The sequence below is a fragment of the Virgibacillus indicus genome (assembly GCF_002266285.1).
Classification (GTDB): Bacteria; Bacillota; Bacilli; order Bacillales; family Amphibacillaceae; genus Virgibacillus_K; species Virgibacillus_K indicus.
Genome location: NZ_NPMS01000009.1, coordinates 60,544 through 84,167, shown reverse-complemented (window position 1 = coordinate 84,167; position 23,624 = coordinate 60,544). Strand labels below are relative to the sequence as shown.

27 protein-coding genes are annotated in these 23,624 nt (G+C 35.8%); 21 read left to right on the top strand and 6 right to left on the bottom strand.

The window, feature by feature from the left end; all coding sequences use genetic code 11:
- Positions 1-174 precede the first annotated feature (174 nt).
- Together fosM and CIL03_RS16050 are read left to right on the top strand one after the other, a co-directional pair.
- Positions 175-624 (top strand): FosM family fosfomycin resistance protein, encoded by a 450-nt coding sequence (gene fosM / locus CIL03_RS16055; protein ID WP_420855423.1) that lies wholly within the window; start codon positions 175-177, stop codon positions 622-624.
- A gap of 369 nt (positions 625-993) precedes the next feature.
- Positions 994-1,284 carry a hypothetical protein gene (locus CIL03_RS16050; RefSeq protein ID WP_094886901.1) on the top strand — a complete coding sequence of 97 codons (291 nt, stop codon included), beginning with the start codon at positions 994-996 and terminating at the stop codon, positions 1,282-1,284.
- 131 nt (positions 1,285-1,415) lie between these two features.
- On the opposite strand, the gene CIL03_RS16045 is transcribed toward CIL03_RS16050, so the two are convergent.
- Positions 1,416-1,583 carry an aspartyl-phosphate phosphatase Spo0E family protein gene (locus CIL03_RS16045; RefSeq protein ID WP_094886900.1) on the bottom strand — a complete coding sequence of 56 codons (168 nt, stop codon included), beginning with the start codon at positions 1,581-1,583 and terminating at the stop codon, positions 1,416-1,418.
- A gap of 136 nt (positions 1,584-1,719) precedes the next feature.
- A complete protein-coding gene (locus tag CIL03_RS16040; RefSeq protein ID WP_094886899.1) occupies positions 1,720-1,899 on the bottom strand; it encodes a hypothetical protein in 180 nt (59 codons plus the stop codon).
- Between the two features lie 730 nt (positions 1,900-2,629).
- Here CIL03_RS16040 and CIL03_RS16035 point away from each other — a divergent pair.
- The 7 genes from CIL03_RS16035 to CIL03_RS19900 all read left to right on the top strand — a co-directional run bounded on the left by CIL03_RS16035 (position 2,630) and on the right by CIL03_RS19900 (position 9,323).
- Entirely contained in the window at positions 2,630-2,893 is a 264-nt protein-coding gene (locus CIL03_RS16035) for a hypothetical protein (RefSeq protein ID WP_094886898.1), read from the top strand.
- 266 nt (positions 2,894-3,159) lie between these two features.
- A complete protein-coding gene (locus CIL03_RS16030) occupies positions 3,160-3,957 on the top strand; it encodes a nucleotidyltransferase domain-containing protein (RefSeq protein WP_094886897.1) in 798 nt (265 codons plus the stop codon).
- A gap of 172 nt (positions 3,958-4,129) precedes the next feature.
- Positions 4,130-6,751 (top strand): phosphoenolpyruvate synthase, encoded by a 2,622-nt coding sequence (gene ppsA, locus CIL03_RS16025; RefSeq protein WP_094886896.1) that lies wholly within the window; start codon positions 4,130-4,132, stop codon positions 6,749-6,751.
- A gap of 167 nt (positions 6,752-6,918) precedes the next feature.
- Positions 6,919-7,392: a GNAT family N-acetyltransferase gene (locus CIL03_RS16020; protein ID WP_094886895.1), complete on the top strand. Its 474-nt coding sequence runs from the start codon at positions 6,919-6,921 to the stop codon at positions 7,390-7,392.
- Between the two features lie 83 nt (positions 7,393-7,475).
- Positions 7,476-8,102: a Type 1 glutamine amidotransferase-like domain-containing protein gene (locus CIL03_RS16015; protein WP_094886894.1), complete on the top strand. Its 627-nt coding sequence runs from the start codon at positions 7,476-7,478 to the stop codon at positions 8,100-8,102.
- Between the two features lie 239 nt (positions 8,103-8,341).
- The gene (locus tag CIL03_RS16010; protein ID WP_094886893.1) at positions 8,342-9,115 is read left to right on the top strand and encodes a class I SAM-dependent methyltransferase; all 774 of its coding nucleotides are present in this window, start codon (positions 8,342-8,344) and stop codon (positions 9,113-9,115) included.
- Between the two features lie 58 nt (positions 9,116-9,173).
- Positions 9,174-9,323: a hypothetical protein gene (locus CIL03_RS19900; protein ID WP_165767984.1), complete on the top strand. Its 150-nt coding sequence runs from the start codon at positions 9,174-9,176 to the stop codon at positions 9,321-9,323.
- A gap of 123 nt (positions 9,324-9,446) precedes the next feature.
- Here the strand turns inward: CIL03_RS19900 and CIL03_RS16005 are convergent, their stop codons facing one another.
- Positions 9,447-9,833: a DUF3888 domain-containing protein gene (locus CIL03_RS16005; RefSeq protein WP_094886892.1), complete on the bottom strand. Its 387-nt coding sequence runs from the start codon at positions 9,831-9,833 to the stop codon at positions 9,447-9,449.
- 356 nt (positions 9,834-10,189) lie between these two features.
- Complete coding sequence (locus CIL03_RS16000) at positions 10,190-10,471, bottom strand: hypothetical protein (protein ID WP_094886891.1); 282 nt, start codon at positions 10,469-10,471, stop codon at positions 10,190-10,192.
- A gap of 386 nt (positions 10,472-10,857) precedes the next feature.
- On the opposite strand from CIL03_RS16000, the gene CIL03_RS15990 reads away from it, so the two are divergent.
- From CIL03_RS15990 to CIL03_RS15950, 9 genes are all read left to right on the top strand, one after another.
- Positions 10,858-11,295: a membrane lipoprotein lipid attachment site-containing protein gene (locus tag CIL03_RS15990; RefSeq protein WP_240508100.1), complete on the top strand. Its 438-nt coding sequence runs from the start codon at positions 10,858-10,860 to the stop codon at positions 11,293-11,295.
- A 185-nt stretch (positions 11,296-11,480) separates the two neighbouring features.
- Entirely contained in the window at positions 11,481-12,182 is a 702-nt protein-coding gene (locus CIL03_RS15985; RefSeq protein WP_094886888.1) for a GNAT family N-acetyltransferase, read from the top strand.
- 371 nt (positions 12,183-12,553) lie between these two features.
- Positions 12,554-13,141 (top strand): DUF1062 domain-containing protein, encoded by a 588-nt coding sequence (locus tag CIL03_RS15980; protein WP_094886887.1) that lies wholly within the window; start codon positions 12,554-12,556, stop codon positions 13,139-13,141.
- Positions 13,142-13,215: 74 nt separating this feature from the next.
- Positions 13,216-13,710: a DinB family protein gene (locus tag CIL03_RS15975; protein ID WP_094886886.1), complete on the top strand. Its 495-nt coding sequence runs from the start codon at positions 13,216-13,218 to the stop codon at positions 13,708-13,710.
- Between the two features lie 403 nt (positions 13,711-14,113).
- Positions 14,114-14,755: a GNAT family N-acetyltransferase gene (locus tag CIL03_RS15970; RefSeq protein WP_240508099.1), complete on the top strand. Its 642-nt coding sequence runs from the start codon at positions 14,114-14,116 to the stop codon at positions 14,753-14,755.
- Between the two features lie 152 nt (positions 14,756-14,907).
- The gene (locus tag CIL03_RS15965) at positions 14,908-15,348 is read left to right on the top strand and encodes a hypothetical protein (RefSeq protein ID WP_094886885.1); all 441 of its coding nucleotides are present in this window, start codon (positions 14,908-14,910) and stop codon (positions 15,346-15,348) included.
- Between the two features lie 291 nt (positions 15,349-15,639).
- Positions 15,640-16,170 carry an RNA polymerase sigma factor gene (locus CIL03_RS15960; RefSeq protein ID WP_094886884.1) on the top strand — a complete coding sequence of 177 codons (531 nt, stop codon included), beginning with the start codon at positions 15,640-15,642 and terminating at the stop codon, positions 16,168-16,170.
- Entirely contained in the window at positions 16,160-17,218 is a 1,059-nt protein-coding gene (locus CIL03_RS15955; RefSeq protein WP_165767983.1) for a DUF4030 domain-containing protein, read from the top strand. The genes CIL03_RS15960 and CIL03_RS15955 overlap by 11 nt, the downstream gene beginning before the upstream one ends.
- 235 nt (positions 17,219-17,453) lie before the next feature.
- Positions 17,454-17,693: a hexameric tyrosine-coordinated heme protein gene (locus CIL03_RS15950; RefSeq protein ID WP_094886882.1), complete on the top strand. Its 240-nt coding sequence runs from the start codon at positions 17,454-17,456 to the stop codon at positions 17,691-17,693.
- Here CIL03_RS15950 and CIL03_RS15945 read toward each other — a convergent pair.
- Positions 17,683-18,090 carry a VOC family protein gene (locus CIL03_RS15945; protein WP_108721258.1) on the bottom strand — a complete coding sequence of 136 codons (408 nt, stop codon included), beginning with the start codon at positions 18,088-18,090 and terminating at the stop codon, positions 17,683-17,685. The genes CIL03_RS15950 and CIL03_RS15945 overlap by 11 nt on opposite strands.
- Before the next feature lie 295 nt (positions 18,091-18,385).
- On the opposite strand from CIL03_RS15945, the gene CIL03_RS15940 reads away from it, so the two are divergent.
- The 3 genes from CIL03_RS15940 to ectA all read left to right on the top strand — a co-directional run bounded on the left by CIL03_RS15940 (position 18,386) and on the right by ectA (position 22,874).
- Positions 18,386-20,818, top strand: coding sequence for an ATP-binding cassette domain-containing protein (locus tag CIL03_RS15940; RefSeq protein ID WP_094886881.1), 2,433 nt, complete (start codon positions 18,386-18,388; stop codon positions 20,816-20,818).
- A 242-nt stretch (positions 20,819-21,060) separates the two neighbouring features.
- Positions 21,061-21,912 (top strand): DegV family protein, encoded by an 852-nt coding sequence (locus CIL03_RS15935; RefSeq protein ID WP_094886880.1) that lies wholly within the window; start codon positions 21,061-21,063, stop codon positions 21,910-21,912.
- 455 nt (positions 21,913-22,367) lie between these two features.
- On the top strand, positions 22,368-22,874 hold the full coding sequence (gene ectA, locus CIL03_RS15930) for a diaminobutyrate acetyltransferase (RefSeq protein WP_094886879.1): 507 nt from the start codon (positions 22,368-22,370) through the stop codon (positions 22,872-22,874).
- 179 nt (positions 22,875-23,053) lie between these two features.
- On the opposite strand, the gene CIL03_RS15925 is transcribed toward ectA, so the two are convergent.
- Positions 23,054-23,569, bottom strand: a complete 516-nt coding sequence (locus CIL03_RS15925) for a TetR-like C-terminal domain-containing protein (RefSeq protein WP_240508098.1) — start codon at positions 23,567-23,569, stop codon at positions 23,054-23,056.
- Positions 23,570-23,624: the final 55 nt, after the last annotated feature.

The following is a 23,624-nucleotide window of genomic DNA, read 5'->3' as shown; positions in this document are numbered from 1 at the left end:
ATCATTTACATTTTCAAACTATTACTAATTTACTATACTACCATTATTATGTAAACGGTCTCTTATCTCTGACAAAGAAATTGGGGCTGTGTTAATTTCCGATGTATATTAAATGATAGTATATTGATATTATGAAATAGATTTCCTTATTCAACTGTTACGTTAACAGAATGAATGTATTTTTTTGAGGTGATAAAAGTGTCAATAAAAGGACTGAATCATTTTTTATTCTCGGTCTCAGATTTGGAGAATTCAGTTGAATTTTACGAAAATGTATTTGATGCCAAATTGTTAGTGAAAGGAAGAAGAACTGCTTATTTTGATTTAAACGGAATATGGCTTGCCTTAAATTTGGAGAAAGATATTCCTCGTAACGAAATAGAATACTCCTATACACATATAGCTTTTTCAATAGAAGAGACAGAATTTGATAAAATGTATGAGAGACTAAAAAAGTTAAATGTTAATATACTATCTGGACGCCCAAGAGATGAAAGAGACAAGAAATCAATTTATTTTACAGATCCAGATGGCCATAAATTCGAATTTCATACTGGTACCATGCAAGACAGGCTAGATTACTATAAGCAAGAGAAAACACATATGGAGTTTTATGATGATTGAGAATTTCTTTTCTTTGACTATTTGGCACTATTTAATGGAAGAAGGAAGTTCAATCAAGCGAGAAATTTATAGATAACAAAGATTTTAAAAGAAATAAATAATGAGGTGAATAACCGTGGGGATGGAAGAAATACATAAATCAATTAAAGATTTGAGTGATAGCGACGCAAGGAGCCTATTGTTAAACATGATGCTTAGTATAAAAATCATGCAGGAGTCAAAGAATTCCCTATCATTTTATTCGTGTTCATCATTCAAGGTATTTAAATAAATTTTCGTGTAAGTTTATTTGTAAATTTGTACATAACTTCCCATATAATTGGAACTCTAAATACAGAGATTCTCAAAAAATATCGGGAGGGATTTATAATGGCAAATCAAAATCAGAACCAACAGCAAAGCCAACAGTTGCAGCAAGCTTTACAACAAGCACAGGCAGCTCAGCAGGCGGTGCAACAAGCCCAGGCTAGTGCCAATCCACAACAAATACAACAAGCACAGCAGCAATTGCAACAGGCTCAGCAAGGATTGCAAAACGCACAAGCCGGTGGCAATGCTCAACAAAATCAGCAATTACAGCAGGCACAACAACAAGTACAACAAGCACTTCAGCAAGTACAACAAGCGCAAGCTTCACAGCAGAATAATAATTTTCAATAAGCATAAAAGGGGCCCGAAATGGGGCCCCTTTCTTACGTTTGTTATCTATTTTTCCCGGCTGACTTGAAACGGTAACAGCAGAGGTGACAGCTATTCTAGTGTTGTTATAACCGATTTCATCTGATATATCTTTATGCGATTTTTTCTGATGTTACCTTATTATATAGATTTAAAAGATCGTCCAGCTCTTGACTGCACTCAACAGTCTCTCTGTCTGTAAATCCTTTTTTGAATGCTAAATCAATCATTTCCTGTCTCTTTGTGCTTATGTGATGTTTTAAATTTTTTCCTAAATACAATGTTAAATGCCCCCGCCTTTTATTGAATACCTATTCAATATATAGAAGAAAGGTTTCAATGTAAATGCTTTCGACAAAACATGATAAACATAGACAATTTATATAAGTACCCAGGATGCTGAATAAATTATCATTACTAAAAAGTGGAAGAGCAAATTAAAGCTCTAACAGGGGAGTGATTATTTTCCTGACTGTCTTCTTCAACCTTTTTATTCACAATCCATTTTATGAAATCATGCTCATTGTTAGTAAGCTCTCTATTAAGTTTGTATTGGAACTCATGACACATTTTTTTATACAGCATGACTGAATTCATATGCCACCCCCCTACAATAGTAATTATGTCCTAATTATATCAAAAATTCAGTAAAATTAAATGTTTAGATTTTATTTGTAATGTTTATGTAATATAAAGAGCAGTAATATCCAAAACGTTTGTGAAGAAACTTAAACTTAATTCCCTGATAAAATTAGGCATCGACTCCAAGCTTGTTCTCCAGGTTGACAATTCTGCTGCATATTGTTGATTGGGCATATGCAAATTGACTGCTGCCTCCGAAACGTATTCCCGTTCGGTCATCTCCATAAAATGTCGTAATTGATGTAGTTCTATTCCTATTAACCATCATTCATATCGAAAACAGATTAATTTGATTTAAAATACGTATTGTTTCGATTAATTTAAGCATTTATAATTATATATATACAGTAAATAAAGAATTATCAGAAACCTGGAGATGAATAGCGTTCTATTTAGTGAAAAGCATTCATCGTTAACATAAAAAATATAATCGTTAATTTTACTGGAAAGCATACAATTTTGAATCTTACCGAAAAAACATATTAAGAAACTGAACTAATACTCTACACAGCGAATGCAGATGAAGAAACCCGATCAGAAATAACCCACCAGAGAATTTGAAATCATTAACCCAGATAATTTTTTGTTTATATGTCCTAACATTTTTAAGACATTGGTAAACTAATAATTGATAAAATATTCTAATCTATGGGAATATATTTTATAAATAAAGGGGATGAATCTGATGATGGAGTATGAAGTATTCCCAAAACGCTGGGGTAATGGCCAAATTATTACCAGCCCAGTAAAAGGAAGTGTTGTATGTATCAGGGTTGAAACAGGCGGAAAAGTTCTCGAACAGGAATTGATAGTAATGATTCGAGAAGAGCGGGGAAATGTAAAGCAAATTCTGACAGGGACAAACGGAATAGTCGATAAAGTATCTGTGAAAGTGGGTGACAAAGTAGTCCGTGGCGATGTTCTCCTTTTTATAAAGGAAGTTTTATAAGTAAAGAATTAATCAAATGGTGGCCCACAATCAAATGTATTATGTGAAGCTAATCGGTGCTTTTCCTAAAGAAGGAGAAGTGCTTTTTTTGTTGAACTTATTAAATAAGGGGCGGGAAACGGCAGGATTGTTTAAGTAAATATATATCCAGTGAGTTAGAAGTTGAATGTTACTGGTTCTTATCTTCAATAAAAACTTATTTGTCCAAATAATCTAGGAGATAGAATTAGGAAAATACAAAGTTAGTGAAGAGAGGGGGGATTGAAATGCTGAGGTCTGGATATGGTCTAGACTCTGATGGATTCATTGTAAGTGATGTCAGTATAGATAAAATTGATAAAGCCTATGTCCCTTGTATTCGAGAATCTATTAAGAGACTTGAGAATTTGTTTCATCAACAGCTGCACAGTGTTTATCTATACGGCAGCGTAGCCAGAGGTGAAGCGATTGCTGCTAAATCAGATTTAGATCTTATCGCTATGTTTGATGGTAAGCTAAGTTCAGTTAAGCAGGCTAAACTGAAGAAACTTGCTGGAGAACTGTCTCAAAAGTATCGTACTCTGGTTCGTGATGTTGGTATAGCTATTGCATATTATGACTATACGGTAGACCCCGCAAATTACTACGAAAATGCATTTCTTAAGCAACTCTGTGTATGTGTGTACGGAGAGGATTTAGGGGAGCGATTTGGTCCGTATAAGCTTACATCTGAGATACCCATTCGCTTTAATGGTGATATTTCTGAGTCTCATGCCAGGGCATTGAAAAGGCTGGAAACAGCTTCTGATGAAGATTTTAAAACAATAATACAAAGCTTCTCCCGCAAACTCATTCGTACATACTATTCAATGGTAATGGTGCGTTCTCAGATTTGGACGACACGGCTTCACGAGCAATCTGAAATCTCCATCTACCATTTTTCAGATAAAGAATCTATTATTCATACACTAATGAATTGGATAGACGATCCTCCAACGGACCGTGAGGCTGTATATAAGTTGTTTAAGTGCGAGGGTGAGTGGGCTAGTGCAAACTTTAAACATGAAGTCAATATATCCTCTTAAACCAGCTAATAGTTACGATAAATAATTGGCAATTACCACTTTCCCTAGTTTAATTATACCATTAACGCCTAACTATTTTTAGTCTGTTTTTTTATTTTTTAAATTGTTAGTATAAATCAAGTGATGTTGCTTCTTTGACGCAGTCAGCAGCTATTAAATGGGAGGGAAAGCAATGAAACAATACGTTCTGGAGTTTTCCGAGATTGATAAAACACGGAAAATGGAGGTCGGAGGAAAAGGGCTTAATTTAGGAGAACTATCGAAGATTTATGGAATACAAGTCCCGGAAGGATTTAGTGTTACAACAAAAGCTTTTAGAAAATGTCTCGAAAAGAATGAAGCCTTCCACTCATTGCTGGAGCAGCTAACACTGCTAAAAGCAGAGGATCGGATAAAGATTGGTGAAATCAGCAGGGAGATTCGAAAAGTCATTTTGGAAGCAGAAATTCCTTCTGATATTGTGAAAGCTGTTACTCACTATCTCGGCAAGTTTGGCGAGAACCACGCTTATGCAGTTCGTTCCAGCGCAACTGCTGAAGATTTACCACATGCCTCCTTTGCCGGTCAACAGGATACCTATCTAAACATCAAAGGAAAAGATGCAATACTAAAGCATATTAGTAAGTGCTGGGCTTCACTTTTTACGGATCGTGCAGTGATTTATCGTATAAAAAACGGATTTGACCATCTAAATGTTTATCTGTCTGTTGTTATTCAACGGATGATTTTTCCTAAATCCTCCGGAATATTATTTACTGCTGATCCTGTTACCTCAAACAGAAAGGTGCTGACAATCGATGCAAGCTTTGGATTGGGTGAGGCACTTGTCTCTGGCTTAGTGTCCTCGGACACTTATAAAGTGCGGGAAGGCAGTATTGTAGAGAAGTCAATTTCTGCCAAAAAACTGGCTATATATGCACGAAAAGAAGGTGGAACGGAAGAAAAGGAAATTGAAATGGAACAGCAAAATCTAGCTTCGCTTTCAGATAATCAGGTGTTAGAGCTTGAGAGAGTCGGCAGAAAACTTGAAGCATATTTTGGCTGTCCGCAAGATATCGAATGGTGTCTGGTTGATGACACATTTTACATTGTCCAAAGCCGGCCGATCACTACTTTATATCCTATTCCAGAGTCGGATAAGACCAAAAAAAATCATGTCTATGTATCTGTTGGTCATCAACAAATGATGACCGATCCAATGAAACCATTGGGATTGTCATTCTTCCTGTTAACAACTCCTGCCCCCATGCGTATAGCTGGTGGAAGGTTGTTTGTTGATGTTACCGGTCAACTGGCTTCAGCTGCCAGCAGAAAAATGGTAATAGATACTTTGGGAGAATCCGATCCGCTCATAAAAGACGCACTCATGACCATCATAGAGCGAGAAGACTTTATAAAATTGTTACCAGATGATGAAAAAGCACAACGTTCCGGTCAAAGCAATAATGGCAACTCCCTGGATTATCTAACCAAAATCGAAAATGATCCGACACTTGTGACTGATTTGATTAAGAGTAGTCAACTATCAATAGAAGCGTTAAAACAAAACATCCAAACGAAATCAGGATCGGATGTATTTAATTTTATCCTAGAAGATATCCAGCAATTAAAGAAGATTTTATTTGATCCCAAAAGTTCGGATGTAATTAATGCTGCGTTCTATGCTTCCTCATGGCTTAATAAAAATATGGAGCAGTGGCTAGATGAAAAAAACGCAGCAGACACGCTTTCTCAATCTGTCCCAAACAATATTACGTCAGAAATGGGCCTGGCGCTATTGGATGTTGCAGACGTGATCCGTCCTTATCCAGAAGTAATTGATTATTTACAGCATGTAAATGATGAAGATGATAACTTTTTGGATGAACTGGTTAGGTTTGATGGCGGAGAGGAAGCGCGGGATGCTATACATGCTTATCTCAGCAAATACGGTATGCGATGCAGTGGAGAAATCGACATTACGAAAACTCGCTGGAGCGAAAATCCAGCTGCAATTGTCCCCATGATTCTCAGTAACATCAAAAACTTTGAGCCTAATTCCAGCAAAAAGATATTTGAACAAGGATGGCGTGCTGCTTTGAAAAAAGAACAAGAGTTACTGGTTCGATTGAAGCAATTACCGGATGGCGGGCAAATAGCCAAAGAAACTAAGCGAATGATCGACCTAATCCGGAATTTCAGCGGATTTAGGGAATATCCAAAATACGGCATGATTAATCGTTACTTCGTTTATAAGCAGGCTTTATTGAAAGAAGCCGAAAAACTCGTACAGACAGGCGTTATACATGAAAAAGAAGATATATACTTTCTTGATTTTGAAGAACTTCGCGAAGTTGTATACACAAATAAACTGGATTACGAGATTATCAGCAAGCGAAAAGAAGCGTACAAATTATACGAAAATCTAAATCCCCCACGTGTTATTACATCTGATGGTGAAATAATTGCCGGTGAATACAAACGAGAAAATCTCCCAGCCAATGCAATTGCTGGTCTGCCTGTTTCTTCAGGAGTTATAGAGGGCAGAGCACGTGTCATCTTAAATATGGAGGATGCTGATTTAGAAGAAGGAGATATATTAGTCACCGCCTTTACAGACCCTAGCTGGACACCATTGTTTGTATCCGTAAAAGGCTTAGTCACCGAAGTTGGTGGTCTGATGACCCATGGAGCAGTTATCGCACGTGAATATGGATTGCCAGCAGTTGTCGGAGTAGAAAATGCTGCGAAGATGATCAAAGATGGACAAAGGATCAGAGTGAATGGAATAGAAGGGTATATAGAGATACTATAATTCTTTACATTTAAATCATAATTGATCTTTGTTAAGCAATCGGGCCATTATGTTGAACAAGGAAATGAATTGGTAGTAGGCATATCAAGGTGGTTTTACACGATAAAATATATTGCCCTGGGAACACATGTTTGCTAGAATAAAGTAAACGACAGAGGGTGAGTTTAATGAGAAATTTAGTGCTTCGGAATGTGATTGAGGATGACCTTCCTATTTTTTTCAAGCATCAACGGGACAGTGAGGCAAACCAAATGGCCGCCTTTACAAGTAAGGACCCTAATGATTGGAATAGCTTCGCTGAACACTGGAACAAAATACTTACGAATAAGAATATTATTAAGCAAACGATCATTGTTGAGAACACCGTCGTTGGCCATATTGTACACTTCGAGCAGTTCGGAGAACCAGAAGTAACCTATTGGATTGGAAAGGAATACTGGGGTAAGGGAATCGCAACCAACGCTTTACGAGAATTTCTAAAACAGGTTTCAATTCGTCCACTTTATGCTCGCGCTGCAAAAGACAATACTGGATCCATAAAGGTTTTAAAAAGATGTGGGTTCATGATTTCGGGTGAAGACAGCGGGTATGCAAACGCGCGTGGTAAGGATGTTGAAGAGTTTATTCTCACCCTCAACTAAAGAAATTCAAACTATAGTGTTTATTCCTTTATAGGGCGCGATTTTCTAATAAGGAATCGCGCCAATACCGAGGGGAGGATAATATGAAATTTTACTTATCATCTTTTAAAATTGGAAGTGAAGAACAAAAACTAAAGGAAATCACAAAAAACGGGAACAAGAAAGTTGCATATATTAATAATGCATTAGATTTTGCGACAGATTTAGAACGAAGAAATAAAAGTGATGCAATGGATATTTCTGATCTTGAAAGATTGGGCTTTGCAGTTGATATTTTAGATCTGAAACAGTACTTTCATAACCCAATTGAGCTGGAAAAAGGACTCGATCATTATGATGTGGTTTGGGCAAGGGGTGGCAATTCCTTTGTTCTTAGACAGGCTATGAGGTTAAGTGGTTTTGATGAGATTGTAAAAAAATATTTTACAAACAACAAGGATATTTTATATGGCGGATATAGTGCGGGTATTTGTAACCTAGGACCTACATTAAAAGGGATCCATTTAGTAGATGATCCATACCTGAATCCGTATGGAGAAAGTTACGAAACCATTTGGGAAGGGTTAAATATTTTGGACTATGCACTGGTCCCACACTATAAATCAGATCATAAAGAATCAAAGGATATAGACAGATCAATTACATATATGATCGACAATAAAATACCCTTTAAAGCGTTAAAAGACGGAGAAGTAATTATAATTGAATGATTTACCTAATGGTACGTAACAATCGGGCGCGTTTGTTGAAGATCATAGCCAGAAAATGATCAAACTTTATTATAAAAACTTCACACCTGTTCACAAGTAAAGGATCCGTTTTGATCAATCTTTTTTTCAAAACGGAGAGGGAGTTATTGAACTTAATGGCAGAAGAGTTAAATAATAATGGTACAATATTTTAAATCGTTCTAAGGATTATATAGCCAATTTGAATGGGGGTATTTAAATTGAATGTTTCAGTTCCAAAGTTCTATGATAAACTTGCAGAAGATTATCATCTTATATTTGTTGATTGGAACCAAGCGATTTCACGGCAAGGTGAGGTTCTCGACAAGGTCATCCAATCAAAGTTTACCATGTCTTCCACGCATAACATTCCACTGTTGGATTGTTCTTGCGGCATTGGTACACAAGCGATAGGACTGGCAAAATACGGGTATAACGTGAGTGCGACTGACATAAGTCCTGCTTCTGTAAAAAGAGCCGAAAAAGAAGCGGTAAGTCACAGGGTAAAAATAAACTTTGGAGTGGCAGATTTTCGCACGTTGGATAAGGATGTATCGGGATTATTTGATATAGTTCTGTCGGCGGATAATGCTATTCCACATCTACTTACTGATGAAGATTTATATAAATCTTTCCAAAATATCCATGCGAAGCTTAATCAAAATGGCCTGCTTTTGATTACCATAAGAGATTACGCTGCATTGAAAAAAAAGAAGCCAATAACTACACAACCGAATGTTTTCGATGAGGGTAAGAGAATTGTTTTTCAGGTGTATGATTGGGCGGGAGACGAAAAAACTTATACGGTAAATCAATTTATCTTGCAGGAAATTAACGGGGAATGGAAAACAAAACATTATTGTACTGAGTACAGAGCATTGTTGCGAGAAGATATTAACAAGGTATTAAGTGACATTGGTTTTACAGATATTGAGTGGCATCTCCCCGCGGATACAGGTTATTACCAACCTATTATGACAGCTCGGAAAATTTAACATCCTATCTTCGAGTTGTTGCATTACATGGTGCTTATCTTTAATAAGGAGATTTAAAATGTCTAATCACAATGAAGAACCAAATAAACCTTTTAATGATGCTATGGAACATAAAAATAACATAGAGGGATTTCCAATAAACAAAGGAGGAAGGTTACCCCTGCCTATTAGATTAATTGGTTTGTTCGCAAATATTTTCTTAAACTAAACCTGCTAATAGTAGCACGCTTCTTATTGCATTAACGGGTGGCATTACTGAAAGAAGGGTAATGCTTCATCATTATTCAATGGTCGCAGGATAAATGAAAGGAAGCACAAAAAAATCGGCTATTTATGACTGATTTTTAAAATACCGTTCTAATATTTCCTTTTTATATTTTGAGGGAGTATGTTTGTAACTAACCAATTTCAGCCCATCGGGTGCTTCTCGTACAAATTTAAGTTTATCTGTGCCAATCGTGTTATGTGCACCTATAAATGCATCAAGTTGAATTGTGATTTCAAAATCAAGGGCATTTTTCATTTCTAAGTCTAATATTTTTTCATTGGAAGATTGAACATCTTTAATGTCATAGTATTCAACAACAGCCTTACGAATATCTTCCCACATTAAGGAAAGCAATGCGTCTTCGTAAGTGGATTGATTTGAAGCAATCGCTGGAGTTGAAAACATAAGAATAAGTAATAGCATTGTAAAGATAACTAATACTTTTTTCACAAATAACACCTCATTTTAATAAACCTTATAACGATATACTTACCCAATTAAGTATAAAAATTAGTAATTTATGTTATTTTGCTAACTGGTGCAAAAATTTAATAATAATTACACCCCCTTATGTATTCAAAAGGAGGCGAAGAAAATGAAACTCGGATATATTATCTGGAGAATAATGCTTAGCTTCATGGCATTGGCTGGATTTTTATTATCTACTGTGTATAATTTTCTTTTTTACGGAAGTATTTTGTTGGTGATTACTCTGATTATCCTATTTATAGTTCACCATTTTGAAAAAATGAATCAATATAGATAATTATTTACAAAAGGCACCTTTTAAACGGCGCTAACAATGCTTATTGGTGTCCCGGTTTTAATATATCATCTATATCATCTATATCATTGTTGTCCTGGTTATTTTTATCTTGAACGTTTTGGTCTTGATTGCCTCCAATATTTTCATTTTTTATTGGGTCTTCATTAATATCTGAGCCATTATCATTGTGATCTTGTTGCTGTTCAGAAGGCTCTTCAGTTGGATCTGGTTCCTGTTCATCATTAGCGTTTCCACAACCGAATAACAACCCAGTGGAGAGGATTACTGTAGAGGTACTTAATGTTAATTTCTTTAATTTCACCGTACTCACCTCACTTACTATTTTTATTCATTTCTACTATTTCCAAATTCTTTTTACCTATTCTTCAAGATGAAAGAAAATGGGAAACAGTTAAAGGTATGATGACTTCGTTACTGGATCTATGTCAAAAAATTGTTCACTCCAAAGAGAAATTTAAATATTATGTTAATGTTAAAAAAAGACCGTTGAGCTATCAGGCAGGATTATGCAGTAAAGATAATCGTTCCTCCTAAAAGTCAGAATAGTTTAACAATGTTGAAATTTTTATTGTGCAGTCCCGTATGTAATAAACAGATGGAATGCTTTTTTGTAATGGAACAGTTTGGTTTGAAATCAGAACAGAGTTTGATAATTAAAGTGATATTCCATTAAAGGGGATGATTAGATTGAAAAAAATACTTACGATATTTTTCGCTATGATAGTTTTAACTGCTTGTTCAGGTGAAGAAAACCAATATGATTATATATTTACTGGAGAAAGCGAACACTGGGAAGCTGAATATTCTTTTAGTGGAACGGAAATCTGGGGAGAAGAAGATGGAACAACGACCTACTCTAACGAAAATAGGGATGAGTTTGTATTAACATACAAAGGGACTTTAAAAGAACTTTCTTCGTTGGAATCGCTTGAATATTCTTATGACACATCTGCTGGTGGCGGAAGTGGTACAAGAGAATTCGATGAACCACCCAAAGAGGTTACATTTAAAAGTGGGGGAAGTACGGGAAATGGAGCAAAGGTAAATGATGATGAAGTTATTCAAGTAAAGGTTAAATGGAATGACTATGAAGAATCATTTGAATTGCATAATGAAAGTAGTTAATTTCGTTGCACTAACTGGTGCAGGATCTGAATAAGGCAATCAGAATTTGATTGTCTTTTCTTTTTTGAAAAAGGTTAGGAATATTATGTTAATATTAAATGGAAGACATCATTAAAGACCAGAAGATTAATTATTCTTAACAAGTTATACAGTAATAAAATAATGTAATGAAATGTGGTGGTTAAATGAATCAGAGAATAAACAAATACAATCAGCCAATTGGTGAGGAATTGTCCGGTTGGCAGAAAAGAAAATTCCCTTCTGATATGTATTATGTCGGAAAGTATACCATTGTCACTAGATTATCTCGTACACATACCAAAGAACTCTATAATGCCTATAAAAATTCTCACCCTAGTAATTGGACCTACTTACCCGAAGAACCACCTCATAACTATGAAGCATTTGAACAGACATTACTAGAAAAAATAGAAAGCAGCACACACATATACTATGCTGTGTTAAATAAAGAGACAAACAAACCGCTTGGGATCTTTAGTTTAATGAGGATAGATCAGGCAAATGGGGTGATCGAAGTAGGAAATATTAATTTTTCGGATGCAATAAAAAGAACAAGAATGTCTACCGAAGCACACTATTTATTAGCCATGTACGTATTCGAAGAACTCCAATACCGGCGCTATGAATGGAAATGTGATTCCCTTAATGCCCCCTCCATTCGAACAGCAAAACGTTTGGGATTTAAGTATGAAGGCACCTTCAGAAATGCCGTTATCTATAAAAACCGCTCACGAAACACTAGCTGGTTTTCAATGTTACTAGAAGAGTGGCCTCTACATAAACAAGCATCAACTCAATGGTTGACAGAGGAGAACTTTGATGACAGTGGAGTTCAAGTTCAAAGATTAGAGGCATTTAAACAATAAGAACAAAATTGCTTGCTTGTTTATTAAAGCAAAGGGGAGCTATTCTGCAGGGTTAGTGAAAGAGTCCGGATTGATCTTTGTTCAGCAGCATAATAATGGTATACTAATAATATAGGAGAAATACGGAAGGTGGAACTGGGTTTGCCAACATACTTGTAATGGTTTAGTAACTAAATGGTACATTTCTTTTTTGAACATTAGTTCAATGACGGGAGAAGTGTGCCTATTTTTAGCCATTACAGGGAACGCAGGATAGTCAGTTGTTTTACTTCCAGCGGGATACCTGTAAGGTATTCCGTTTTTTTAATTGGAAATTTTTCTCCATTCAACCGTTTTTTGCGTTCCTCTGAATAAATAGGAGGAACTGGTGTATGAGTATTAATAATTTATTCACTTATGAGATCATTGCTCAGGAAACACCTTATATAAACCGAAATTGCAGTAAATGTAAAACGAACACAGAATTTTATTGCAGTGAGAAATTCAGAGTAAATGCAAATCAGAAAATAGTTGATATTTGGCTTATTTATAACTGTAAACATTGTGAGGGAACTTGGAATTACCCTATTTTATCGAGAGTAAATATTAATAAAATTGACTCTATGCTAATTCAAAAGTTTATGAATAATGATAAAGAGACAATCTGGTACTATGCTTTTCAAATCAGCAAATTAAGAAAACAATGTAATGGTGTAAATACAGATATACGATACGAGCTAAGAAAAGAAAAACTTGATTCACTATCTAACAAAGTTACTATTAAACTTTGCTATAAATATGATTTTGGTCTTAGAATAGATAAACTAATAGCAGAAATATTTGGCATTTCAAGGTCAAAAGTAAATAAATTGTCTCAGAATGGAACCATTTTACTGAATCCAAAAATTAATATGAAGAGCAAAGTTATAGATGATTTACAAATTACAGTCATGGGTGATTGGTACGATGGTTCATCTTGAAATTGTAAGTTATGCCAGAACAGCACGCTGCATATCATTTTTAATCAAAGGGATTAAATTGGAGGTAATAGAAAATGGATGAAAGGACACTTTTGCTACAACAATGGGGAAGCTGCTTAGATGAAGAAGACTGGTTTCCACCACTTGAAAAAGTGCTAGAGGATATCACTTTAGAACAGGCAATTTGGAAACCAGATGAGGGGGCAATGAATTCCATTTGGGAATTAGTTTGTCATTTACTTTTCTATGAAAAGAGATTTCTGCTGCGATTTCTTGGTGAAACAGCGAATGAACCACAGGCAGAAAATAATGAATCTACATTTCGATTACCAACTGAGACGTTAGAAAATTGGAAGGAGACAAAACAAGAATACTTTTATGTTCATCGTGAACTTGAAAAAATACTAGCAAAATCAGAATATGAAGATTTGTATAGACAGATCCCAGGAGAAGATAATTCATTAGTGCTTGAACTGAAGAGTTTAGCATTGCATGACGCATATCATATTGGGCAAATTGTATTCCTAAGTAAAATGCAAGGAGCTTGGCCAGGGAAACGCAGCTTTTAAAAGGTTTTATTAGCTTTACAGTTATTCCACTATAGGGCGCGTTTGTTGAAGATCATAGCCAGAAAATGATCAAACTCTATTATAAAAACTTCACACCTGTTCACAGGAAAAGGATTCGTTTTGATCAATCTTTTTTTCAAAACGGATTCTTTTGGTTTGCCCAAAGTGTGGCTTTGCGAGGTGCTTTTGATCAAACCTTATTCCAAGGCTGCATTTTCTTAAATAAGAAAGTGTCTTTTTGATATTCCCTGCACATAAGGGGGTTAGAGTAAACTTTATGGTGCATTAGCGAAAGAAGCAATATTAAGGTAAAGGGCACCAGTTAGTGGAACAAGAAAAATCATAAAAGTAGATGTATAAATGTTAAACTGAAAACAAATATATTTTAAAGGGGATTTATTAATTGAGTGATGAAATACCGGAAAAAAGTCTATTTATGATTTGTAATTCATTAATTTCAAAAGCTGCAAGACAATTACCAAAAGGGTATCATGTGCGCTTTTGTAGAGAAGATGAGTTGGATACATGGAAAGCCATGCAGTTTGACACGGTAGAATTAGCAAGGGAATATTATGGTTTCATGACAGACTACTATAATCAGGTGTACCTTAAAAAGGGTGATCTGTTTTTTCAAAGGTGTGTATTTGTCTGTGATGATAATGATAAACCTATCGGAACCTGCTTTTTATGGAAAGCGTATGGTGAGATATGGACACTGCACTGGTTTAGAGTTTTGAATGAATATGAAGGAAAAGGTATTGGTCGAGCTTTACTTTCATATGTAATGCAGTCCTTACCCCTAAATGAGTATCCAGTGTTTTTACATACTCATCCATCTAGATATCGAGCAATAAAATTATATTCTGATATTGGCTTCAAACTTTTGACAGACCCAGTTGTAGGGAGTAGAGAAAATGATTTGGAAGAATGTATGCCTATTTTAGAAAAGTACATGTTTAATTCAGATTTTGAGAAATTACAGTTTGCAATAGCACCACAATATTTCTTAGATGTGGTCAGTTCTTCAAAGGTTCAAGAGTTTTAATAGTTGTATAGAAGAACTGCTTTGTTAAAGTTTTTCTTATTAAACTGGTGCGTAACGAAAGAAGAAGTTGTCCCTTCAGCAACTCCTATCGCTTGTTGTCCTAAATGACAGTTTAATAGAAAAAGAAAAAATTTATACGAGGGGGAGTTAATATGAAGTATATATTATTGATATTGTTAATAGGCTCATACTTGTTGGCGTTTTCAATTAATTTGATGCCATCAATCAAACATCCTGATTCAAGTATCGGCACTTTCAACGCACTTGTAACGATACTGTTTATGGTCTTGTTACTAATGTACTCTAAAAAAGGCAGTAGGATATTGAAGATATTTTCAATATTCGGGGTCATATCAGGTGTAATTGTATTTGTCATCACAACTTTTGAGCACGTTATGATTGGTAATGGTATTTTAGATGTAATAGCAACAATACAGTATCCTTTTTACCTAATCTTTATTACACCTTTATTTGGAGGTAATATACTATTTGACCTAAGTTATGGGTCATACTCACTGTTGATGTCATTGTTTTATGGAGTTGTATTCGGTTTAACAGTTTATTTTCAAAAGAGCAAAGTTCAGATTGTTTAAGCTATTGTCCTAGCTGGTGCGTTAGCGGAAGAAGCAACTAAACGATGTAATGGAATCAATAAGATAAATTTATCACTTCATATAAAAATGTTGGTATTTTAAGTTATGTGTAGATAAAAAGGAACTTGGAAATAGAAATTCCAAGTTCTTTCTTCTGTACGAAAGTCCCCAAATCATAGATTGAGAATGGTGCCACAATAAACGAAAACCAATAATTTTAATAAATGAAAGCTAAATTGTCATTTTGTTCGTCTAATAAGTGATCATGATCAAAAGCAATTGGAGAAGCAGGTGATTGTTATAAAGAAGCTAGTAAAGAAAGCGCAAAAAGGGAATGATAAAGCATTCTTAAAAATATTCCTGCAATATGAAGAAGATGTTTATCGTACGGCATATTTTTATGTAAAAAATCAACATGATGCGCTAGATGTTGTACAGGAAACGGCTTATAAAGCCTTTAAAAATATTGGAACAATCAAAAATCCGGAATATATCAAATCATGGGTAATAAGAATTGCTATTAGCTGCGCGATTGATTTAATTAGAAAAAACAAAAAGATTGTGCATCTTCATCCGCAACACGCAGAGTTTATCGGTACAGAAGACGAGGACATCCCACTTTCTGTGTCACTCAAAGATTTGTTAAACGAACTTAACGAAGCAGATAAGAATATCGTTTTGATGAAATACTACTTTGGTTATACCTTTCAAGAGATTTCCGAAATGGAAGGGATGCCATTAGGAACGGTAAAGTCAAACTTGTATCGTACGCTGGAAAAGCTTCGCAACCAAGTAAGAAGGGATGATTTGTATGAGCAATAAAATAAAACATGAAATAGAAACTATTGAAATCCCGGGAGAGTTGCACGATCGAGCGAAGCAAGGTGTCAAACAATCAAAGGCGGAAATGAGCTTATCCAAGAGATTAATAGGAAATCGAGCGGTAACTTTTTCAACTGCTGTGATCATCGTATTTTCTTTATTAATAGGATCTACTTTTGTTTCGCCAACCATGTCTGCCATTTTGGCAAAAGTACCATTTTTAAGTAATATTACTGCGTCTGAACCAATAGAAAAGGTGATGACAGAGGAATTGAATGAACTTGGATTTAAGGTGCATAGAGTGGATGAATCACCCTATCCGAAAAAAATCATGTATGTCGCTATAGATGGAACAGAAACTTACTATGAGGATGTAAAAAGTGAGGTGAAAAAGGAAGCCGAAGATATTTTGCAGGCACATAGCTATGATGCATTTTCAGTCAAGACCGAGAGATATAATCGGGATGAGGAGATCGTGACGGAAGATGAGATGATGGAAGATCTTAGTGAAGAAACGAAACAGTATGTGAACGAAAGTAATATTTTAATGGAAGAAATCCATCAAAAGTTTGAAGAAAAAGGATTTAGTATTCCTACGTTTGGTGTGCGCCATAATCAATATGACCACTATGTAACAGTTGATGTACCAGATACGGAGAAAAGAACGGCGGAAATCAAACAAATCATTCGGCAGGTCATCGATTCCAAAGATTTTGGGGAATTCGATATCAAATTGAATATTTTTAATAAAGAACGAAAGGAACTGGAAATGGCTATATCAAGTAAGGTAATTAGTCCGTTACATGAAGGGTTAAGGGCGAGAAAAGAATTCCATACAAAGGGAATGGCGTATTCTTTCCATCCGTTACCACTGCAAATCATTGTAAAAACAACTATCGACAGTTCAGATAAGGATGCTAAAGAGATTGCCGAAGAAATAGAAACAACCGTTGAAGAGTTTTTAGCTACGGAAGAAATTCAAAAAGTTATGAAAGACGAACCATATAAGATTATCGTTCGAAGCTCGGATCAAAAGAAAATAAATTAAATTCAATTTAAAGTTTCCAACAAGCCATTCAAACAAAGCTGCAGTGATATTAAAAGAAATCACTGTGGTTTTGTTTTGTTAAAATCACACTTGTCTTCACAGATATGGAAATAAATATTTACAATAATAAGGAGTGTTCTGCTAATCAGGCATAATTGTTGAAAAACTACACTTTTCACATGTGTTACTGGGTGCACATATAGTGTGATAAATATATCCGAGGGGTGTGAATGATGTGGGAGATAAGCTTAGGAGTTTGCAAACCGATACGCCAGAGAAAGGATTTGAATTGGCGGTCAAACTTGCGCAAAAAGGGGTGGAAGTGACACAGCCTTCTGAAAAAATCAGAAAAAAGTTGCGTCCGAAATACTCAACGAATGCAGATAGCTTAATTGCGGTATCTCAGGTAATCGCGATTCATTATCAAACGGTGGCCGCAGCAAATAACTACTGGAGGGTGAGAGTTAATTATTAGTGTGTGAAAAAGCTATCTGTTTTATTGACTTGAGCAACAACAGCTTCATTTTACTCAACACCTCAACAAAGTGATTTTTGCCAGGCAGAGCGTATTTTGGCATTGCTGTCACGCCGCTGTTGTCAAGAATTTTTGCTTCAACAGCATCGTAATCTTCCACGCCCATTGTACAAGCATAGCCATTTACAGGCTGGTCCGATTCTGGAGGAGGACTTTGCCGCTGCATTAAAGCCCCGTTAATACCAGGCTCATCCTCATCACCAGTCACTGCCCCAAAATAAGGCATTCCGGCATATTCGCTCCAATCTTCAAATGTCCATCCAAATACTTCCCCATAAAATTTTTTAGCACGGTCCATATCATCTGCGTAAATTTCGAAATGCACTAATCTGCCCATGTTTACCTCCTGGTTTTATAAAAATTTTAGAAATTAAAGCCTTCAGAATATATTTTCTGCAAATGTGGTGAAAACTCCTTTTTTATTCTGGTATTAATAAACGGAATATCTAAAGTAAATAAATAATTGGAGTGGAGATTAGCTATGGCTTACAATAAGAAATCACAAACTCCCCTCTGCAATACCCATGTGTAATACGTTTATAACATATTTAGCATTTCTTTAAGATATTGCTTGCATGCCCCTAGTCCCGCATGTATAATGACTTCTCCAAAAGAAAAAGGAGGTTGCTGTGATGACGGAATGGATACATATTGAACATGCGAACGAACACAATTTAAAAGATGTCAGTGTGAAAATACCAAAACGCAAATTGACAGTGATAACTGGTGTTTCTGGATCAGGAAAGTCTACCCTCGCACATGATATTCTTTTTAATGAGTCGCAACGACAATACTTGGAAGCGATGGGAATGCAGGGCATTGAAAAACCAAAGGTGGAACATATTAGCGGTGCTTCTCCTGCGATAAGTTTAAAACAGCAGGAAACATCGTCGAATCCTCGTTCGACAGTAGGCACAAAGACAGCCATGTATACGAGTTTACGAATGATTTATGAGAAGCTTGGTATCCGATCATGTCCAAACTGTGAGAAAAAGGTTAACCCTGTGCAGGCCATTGAAGAAACAGAACATATCGATGGCGATTTTATTGTTTTTCAACGATGTCCCCATTGTGAGCACAGGTATAAAAAATTCACACGAAGCCACTTTTCTTATAACACAATCGAAGGCGCTTGCCAGAAATGCAAAGGGATCGGTAATGTCATCCAAATTAATGAAAACACCTTATTTAATATGGAATTGTCCATTGAAAATGGTGCAATTGCATTGTGGACAGGCCGTTACTTAGAGTATCAGATTGAAAATATCAAAAATACAATGAACTATTACGATGTGCCACTTGAAGAAAATACGCCGCTAAAAAAGTTTAATGAATTACAATATGCACTGCTCTGTTATGGCACAAGCAGTAAAGAAATTCGAAATAATACGAATAAAAAGGAGCCAAAAACAGTTGGTGATGGCAAATTCGAAGGTGTAATGACAAACCTTTGGCGTAAATATCAAGAAAAAAGTGGAGATATGGGCAAGGAATCCATCTTTTTCTTTAGTGATACCTGTCCGGATTGTAACGGCACGAAATTAAACGGACAAAGCCGCAGTGTTAAAGTAATGGATCGTTCCATCACAGAAATAGCAGCATTGGATTTAGAGCAATTGCTGGAATGGATCAGTGACTGCAGGTTAAATTTTACCAAAGAGGACATAAATGCAGTTGATGTCTATATCCGTGATATAGAAACAAAACTTAAACGTATAAAACGGCTGGGTCTCGGATATCTCACTTTAGAACGTGGGACAAACACATTATCTGGCGGTGAAAGTCAGCGCATTCGACTATCTGCCATCTTAGATTCTGACCTGACAGATGTTGTTTATATTGTCGACGAACCAACTGCAAGCCTTCACGCTAAAGATACGGAAGGTATCATCGACATCATGAAAAAACTAAGAGACAAAGGCAATACAGTAATTGTAATTGAACATAATACGGATGTAATGAGAGAAGCTGATTTTTTAATTGAAATTGGACCAAAAGCGGGCCGGTTCGGTGGTGAATTAGTTGGTACGGGTACATTGGAAGACCTTAAAAACAATGAGAAGTCCTTGATTAAAGACTACATTTCAAAGAAAAACCAGCCTAAGCAGGACATTAGAGAACCAGGAAAAACGCCAATTCATATTCAAAATGCTACGCGTCATAACCTTGCCTCTGTAAGTGTTGCTGTGCCTGCAGAATCACTTGTAAGTGTAACGGGCGTCTCAGGGTCTGGCAAATCCTCACTGATTTTTGATGTCGTAGGAGAGGAACGTAGCAATGTTTCTGGATTAGACCAGTTTGATGAAATCATTACAATTAATCAAACAAGCATTACAAAAATGAAACGATCAAATGTTGCAACATATACCAATGCATTTACAGATATTCGAAATGTTTTTGCCAAACTCGAAGAAAGCAGAGCACAAGGTCTTACATCAAAACATTTCTCATTCAACACGAATGGCGGCCGTTGTGAGACATGTGAAGGGCTTGGGTATGTCATGAGCAACATGCTATTTTTTAATGATATGGAAGTTGTCTGTCCGACGTGTAAAGGGAAACGTTTCAAAGAAAATATCCTCAACATCACATACAATGACTTCAATATAAATGATTGCCTAGAGTGTACAGTTGAAGAAGCATCAGATATTTTCAAGAACGAATCAAAAATCTACAAAGTTCTGAAATTACTAACGGAGATAGGATTAGGTTACTTAAAACTTGGTCAATCTCTTACAACATTATCTGGCGGTGAAGGTCAGCGATTAAAGTTATCAACATCCTTACTGAAGAAAAATAAACAAAAAAGTCTATTCTTATTAGACGAACCATCAACAGGTCTGCATCCTTATGACATTCAATATTTGTTAGAATTATTCAATCGTTTAATCGATAAGGGCAATTCAATTATCATGGTGGAACATAACCTTCATATGATCAATAAGAGTGACTGGATAATTGATTTAGGACCAGAAGGCGGTGTCAAAGGTGGAAATATTATTGCAGAAGGAACGCCAAATGACATTAAGGCGAATCTATCATCAGTGACAGGACAATATTTATAATTTAAAATTTCAGGCTGGATCCAATAAGGTCCTGCCTGTTTTTTTGCCAATATCCCACCAATCCCTTTGGCAATGGGGTTGGTCTAGCATAAAGTGCGTAAAGTCGTGTGATAATCATGTTTAGTCGCGCGACTTTCGATTCTAATTGCACGACTTTTGTACTTTTAAATTAATTTCTGAAAAGTCCTTCCTTATAATGTATAGTAAGAATAGGTATTAATAATCAAGGAGGGGTTAGATAGATGAGAAGAATTATTTTAACCACAGAGAGTGGAGCGGATCTGCCAAAGGATACAGCTGAGAAACATGAAGTTCAAGTCGTCCCGATGCACGTTATTATGGATGATAAGGATTATCTAGATGGAACGCTAGCAGTACAGGATATTTATGATTATCATGAGCGGACGAGAAAAATCCCTTCTACAACAGCAACAAACGCCCATGAATATGAGCATTTTTTTAAGAGGATAAAAGCGGATTATCCTGGTTGCATCATTATACATATTGGTTATACGTCAAAAGCATCTTCTTCCTTTCAAAATGCCCTCATCGCTACGGAAAATCTGGATGATATTATCCTGATTGACGCTTTAAACGTTACAGGAGGATTGGCTGCGATTGTAATGTATGCGGTTGATCTATTAGAGAAAGAACCTGCAATTGAACCCGAAAATTTAGTGGGAAAAATTGAATCAATCATACCGAAGTCCAGACTGGCTTTCGTTCCCGGAAGCTTAGAATTTTTAAAGGCGGGTGGAAGAGTGAGTAATCTGGCTTATCTTGGAGGTGCTTTATTAAAGATCAAGCCCTGCATCGAATTAAAAAATGGAAAACTTGTTTCCACCAAAAAATATCGCGGTAAAATGAGCGCCGTTACAGAAAAACTTTTGCAGGAATATTTAAATCAGTACGACATTGATAAAGGACAACTCTATTTACTGTACTCCATTGGACTTGATGAAAGTATCAAGGATAGAATGACGGCTATCGCAAAAGAACATGGGTTTAAAAATATCAAATGGATGCAAGCCGGCGCTATGATTTCTACGCACGCTGGACCTGGTGGTTTTGGAGTTGCCGGGATAGAGAGATAGGTCGGGATAAGTCAATACGTTACTTTAACAACCACTCATGATTATTGATTAAACAACGGTTCATAAGTGGTAATTTTTTAATGCTATTTGTTCACTCAACTTTTGCAGCATAAATTAGAGAAGCCTTTTAACTAAGTTAAATTAATCATTAATAATTAAGAAAATATCTTACTTCTGGAAGAAAGTTGATAAAAACACTGATAGATCAAGCGTTTATGGAAATGGAAATTCACTGAATTCTTTAAATTCCGGATGATGTCATATTATCTGGTAGCATTTTATAGACAACGGCATCTATTTCTCCTTAAAAACGATTAGTCATGATTAAACAGGCTATTTCAAGTTTAATCCATTTTGACGAAACAAACGATTACTTATAGGATATTAATGGTGATTGATATAAGGAAAATGAATTTGGAGGTGGAAGCATCACTATTTCGGGAGTAGCAGAAAAGTTGGATATAAGTAAAGCAGAATATCATTTCCGTAAGCCAGACAAAGAAGACGGTGCTGAAGTTTATAATCTTGTTAAACAAATTGGCAACCTGGATTTGAATTCATCCTATAGCTATTTGATGTGGTGCGAGTTTTTTGCAGATACGTCAATTGTAGTTACTAGTAAAGAGACACATAAGATTGTCGGCTTTATATCTGGGTTTATTCACCCGGAAAAAGCGAATACATTATTTATTTGGCAGATAGCAGTTCAAGAGTCTGAAAGAGGGAATGGATTAGCAAAAAGAATGTTGCAGCAATTACTGGAACGTACTGCATGTGAAGGGATTCATTATGTGGAATCGACTGTAGCACGGTCAAATGAAGCATCAAGACATCTATTCTTAGGGCTTGCAAGGAAATTTAATACGAATTGGAAACTTAGTCATTATTTTTTGACTAAAGATTTCCCGGAAAAAGGGCAAGAAGATGAGTTATTATTTAAAATTGGACCACTGCAAAAATAAATTAAAATGAGAGATATTTTATTTAACTTTAGTGTAGCGCGGGGACTCACACTCTTCCACGAAATTATTGGAATAATGAAAAAATACACTCATGATCACTGATTCAACAACTGTTCATGAGTGTGCAATTTTATCATATAACCCATTTTCTAACTTATCCCATATTAGAATTTGGGTTATCATATGTCTCCACTCATCCCATAAACTCCCTTATTAATCAAATTAATAATAACCTCCGCCATTTCCTTCGGGGATTTCTCCATCCCTTTCTCCATCCACAGCTTCATCATTTGGATACTGCCGCTGACGATGAATGCACTGAGATACTCAGAAAGGCTTTTATCAAGATGATTCGCTTCGATCAAGTTTTTCATGATGTAACGATGGGCGACAGCTTTCACTTTCTCTTGAAAAGATGAATCAGCATTTTTGTTAAGAAGTGTTTGACATTCCTCTTTCCGTGTCGCCAGGTATTCGAGCAGTTTTTCTGTCATCTGCAGGGTTTCCTTTTCCTTCTCGAAATTGTATGCACTCAGGTACATATTCATATCCTCAATCAATTCATCTTCTATTTGTGTCAGCAGGTCATAATGATCGGAATAGTGTGTATAGAAAGTGGAGCGGTTTATATCTGCAAGTTCACAAAGTTCTTTCACCGTTATAGCTGAAATTTGCTTTTCTTTTAACAGTCTCATGAAGCTATCCTTTAAAACCATTCGTGTATATTTCTTCCGCCGATCTAATTTTTCT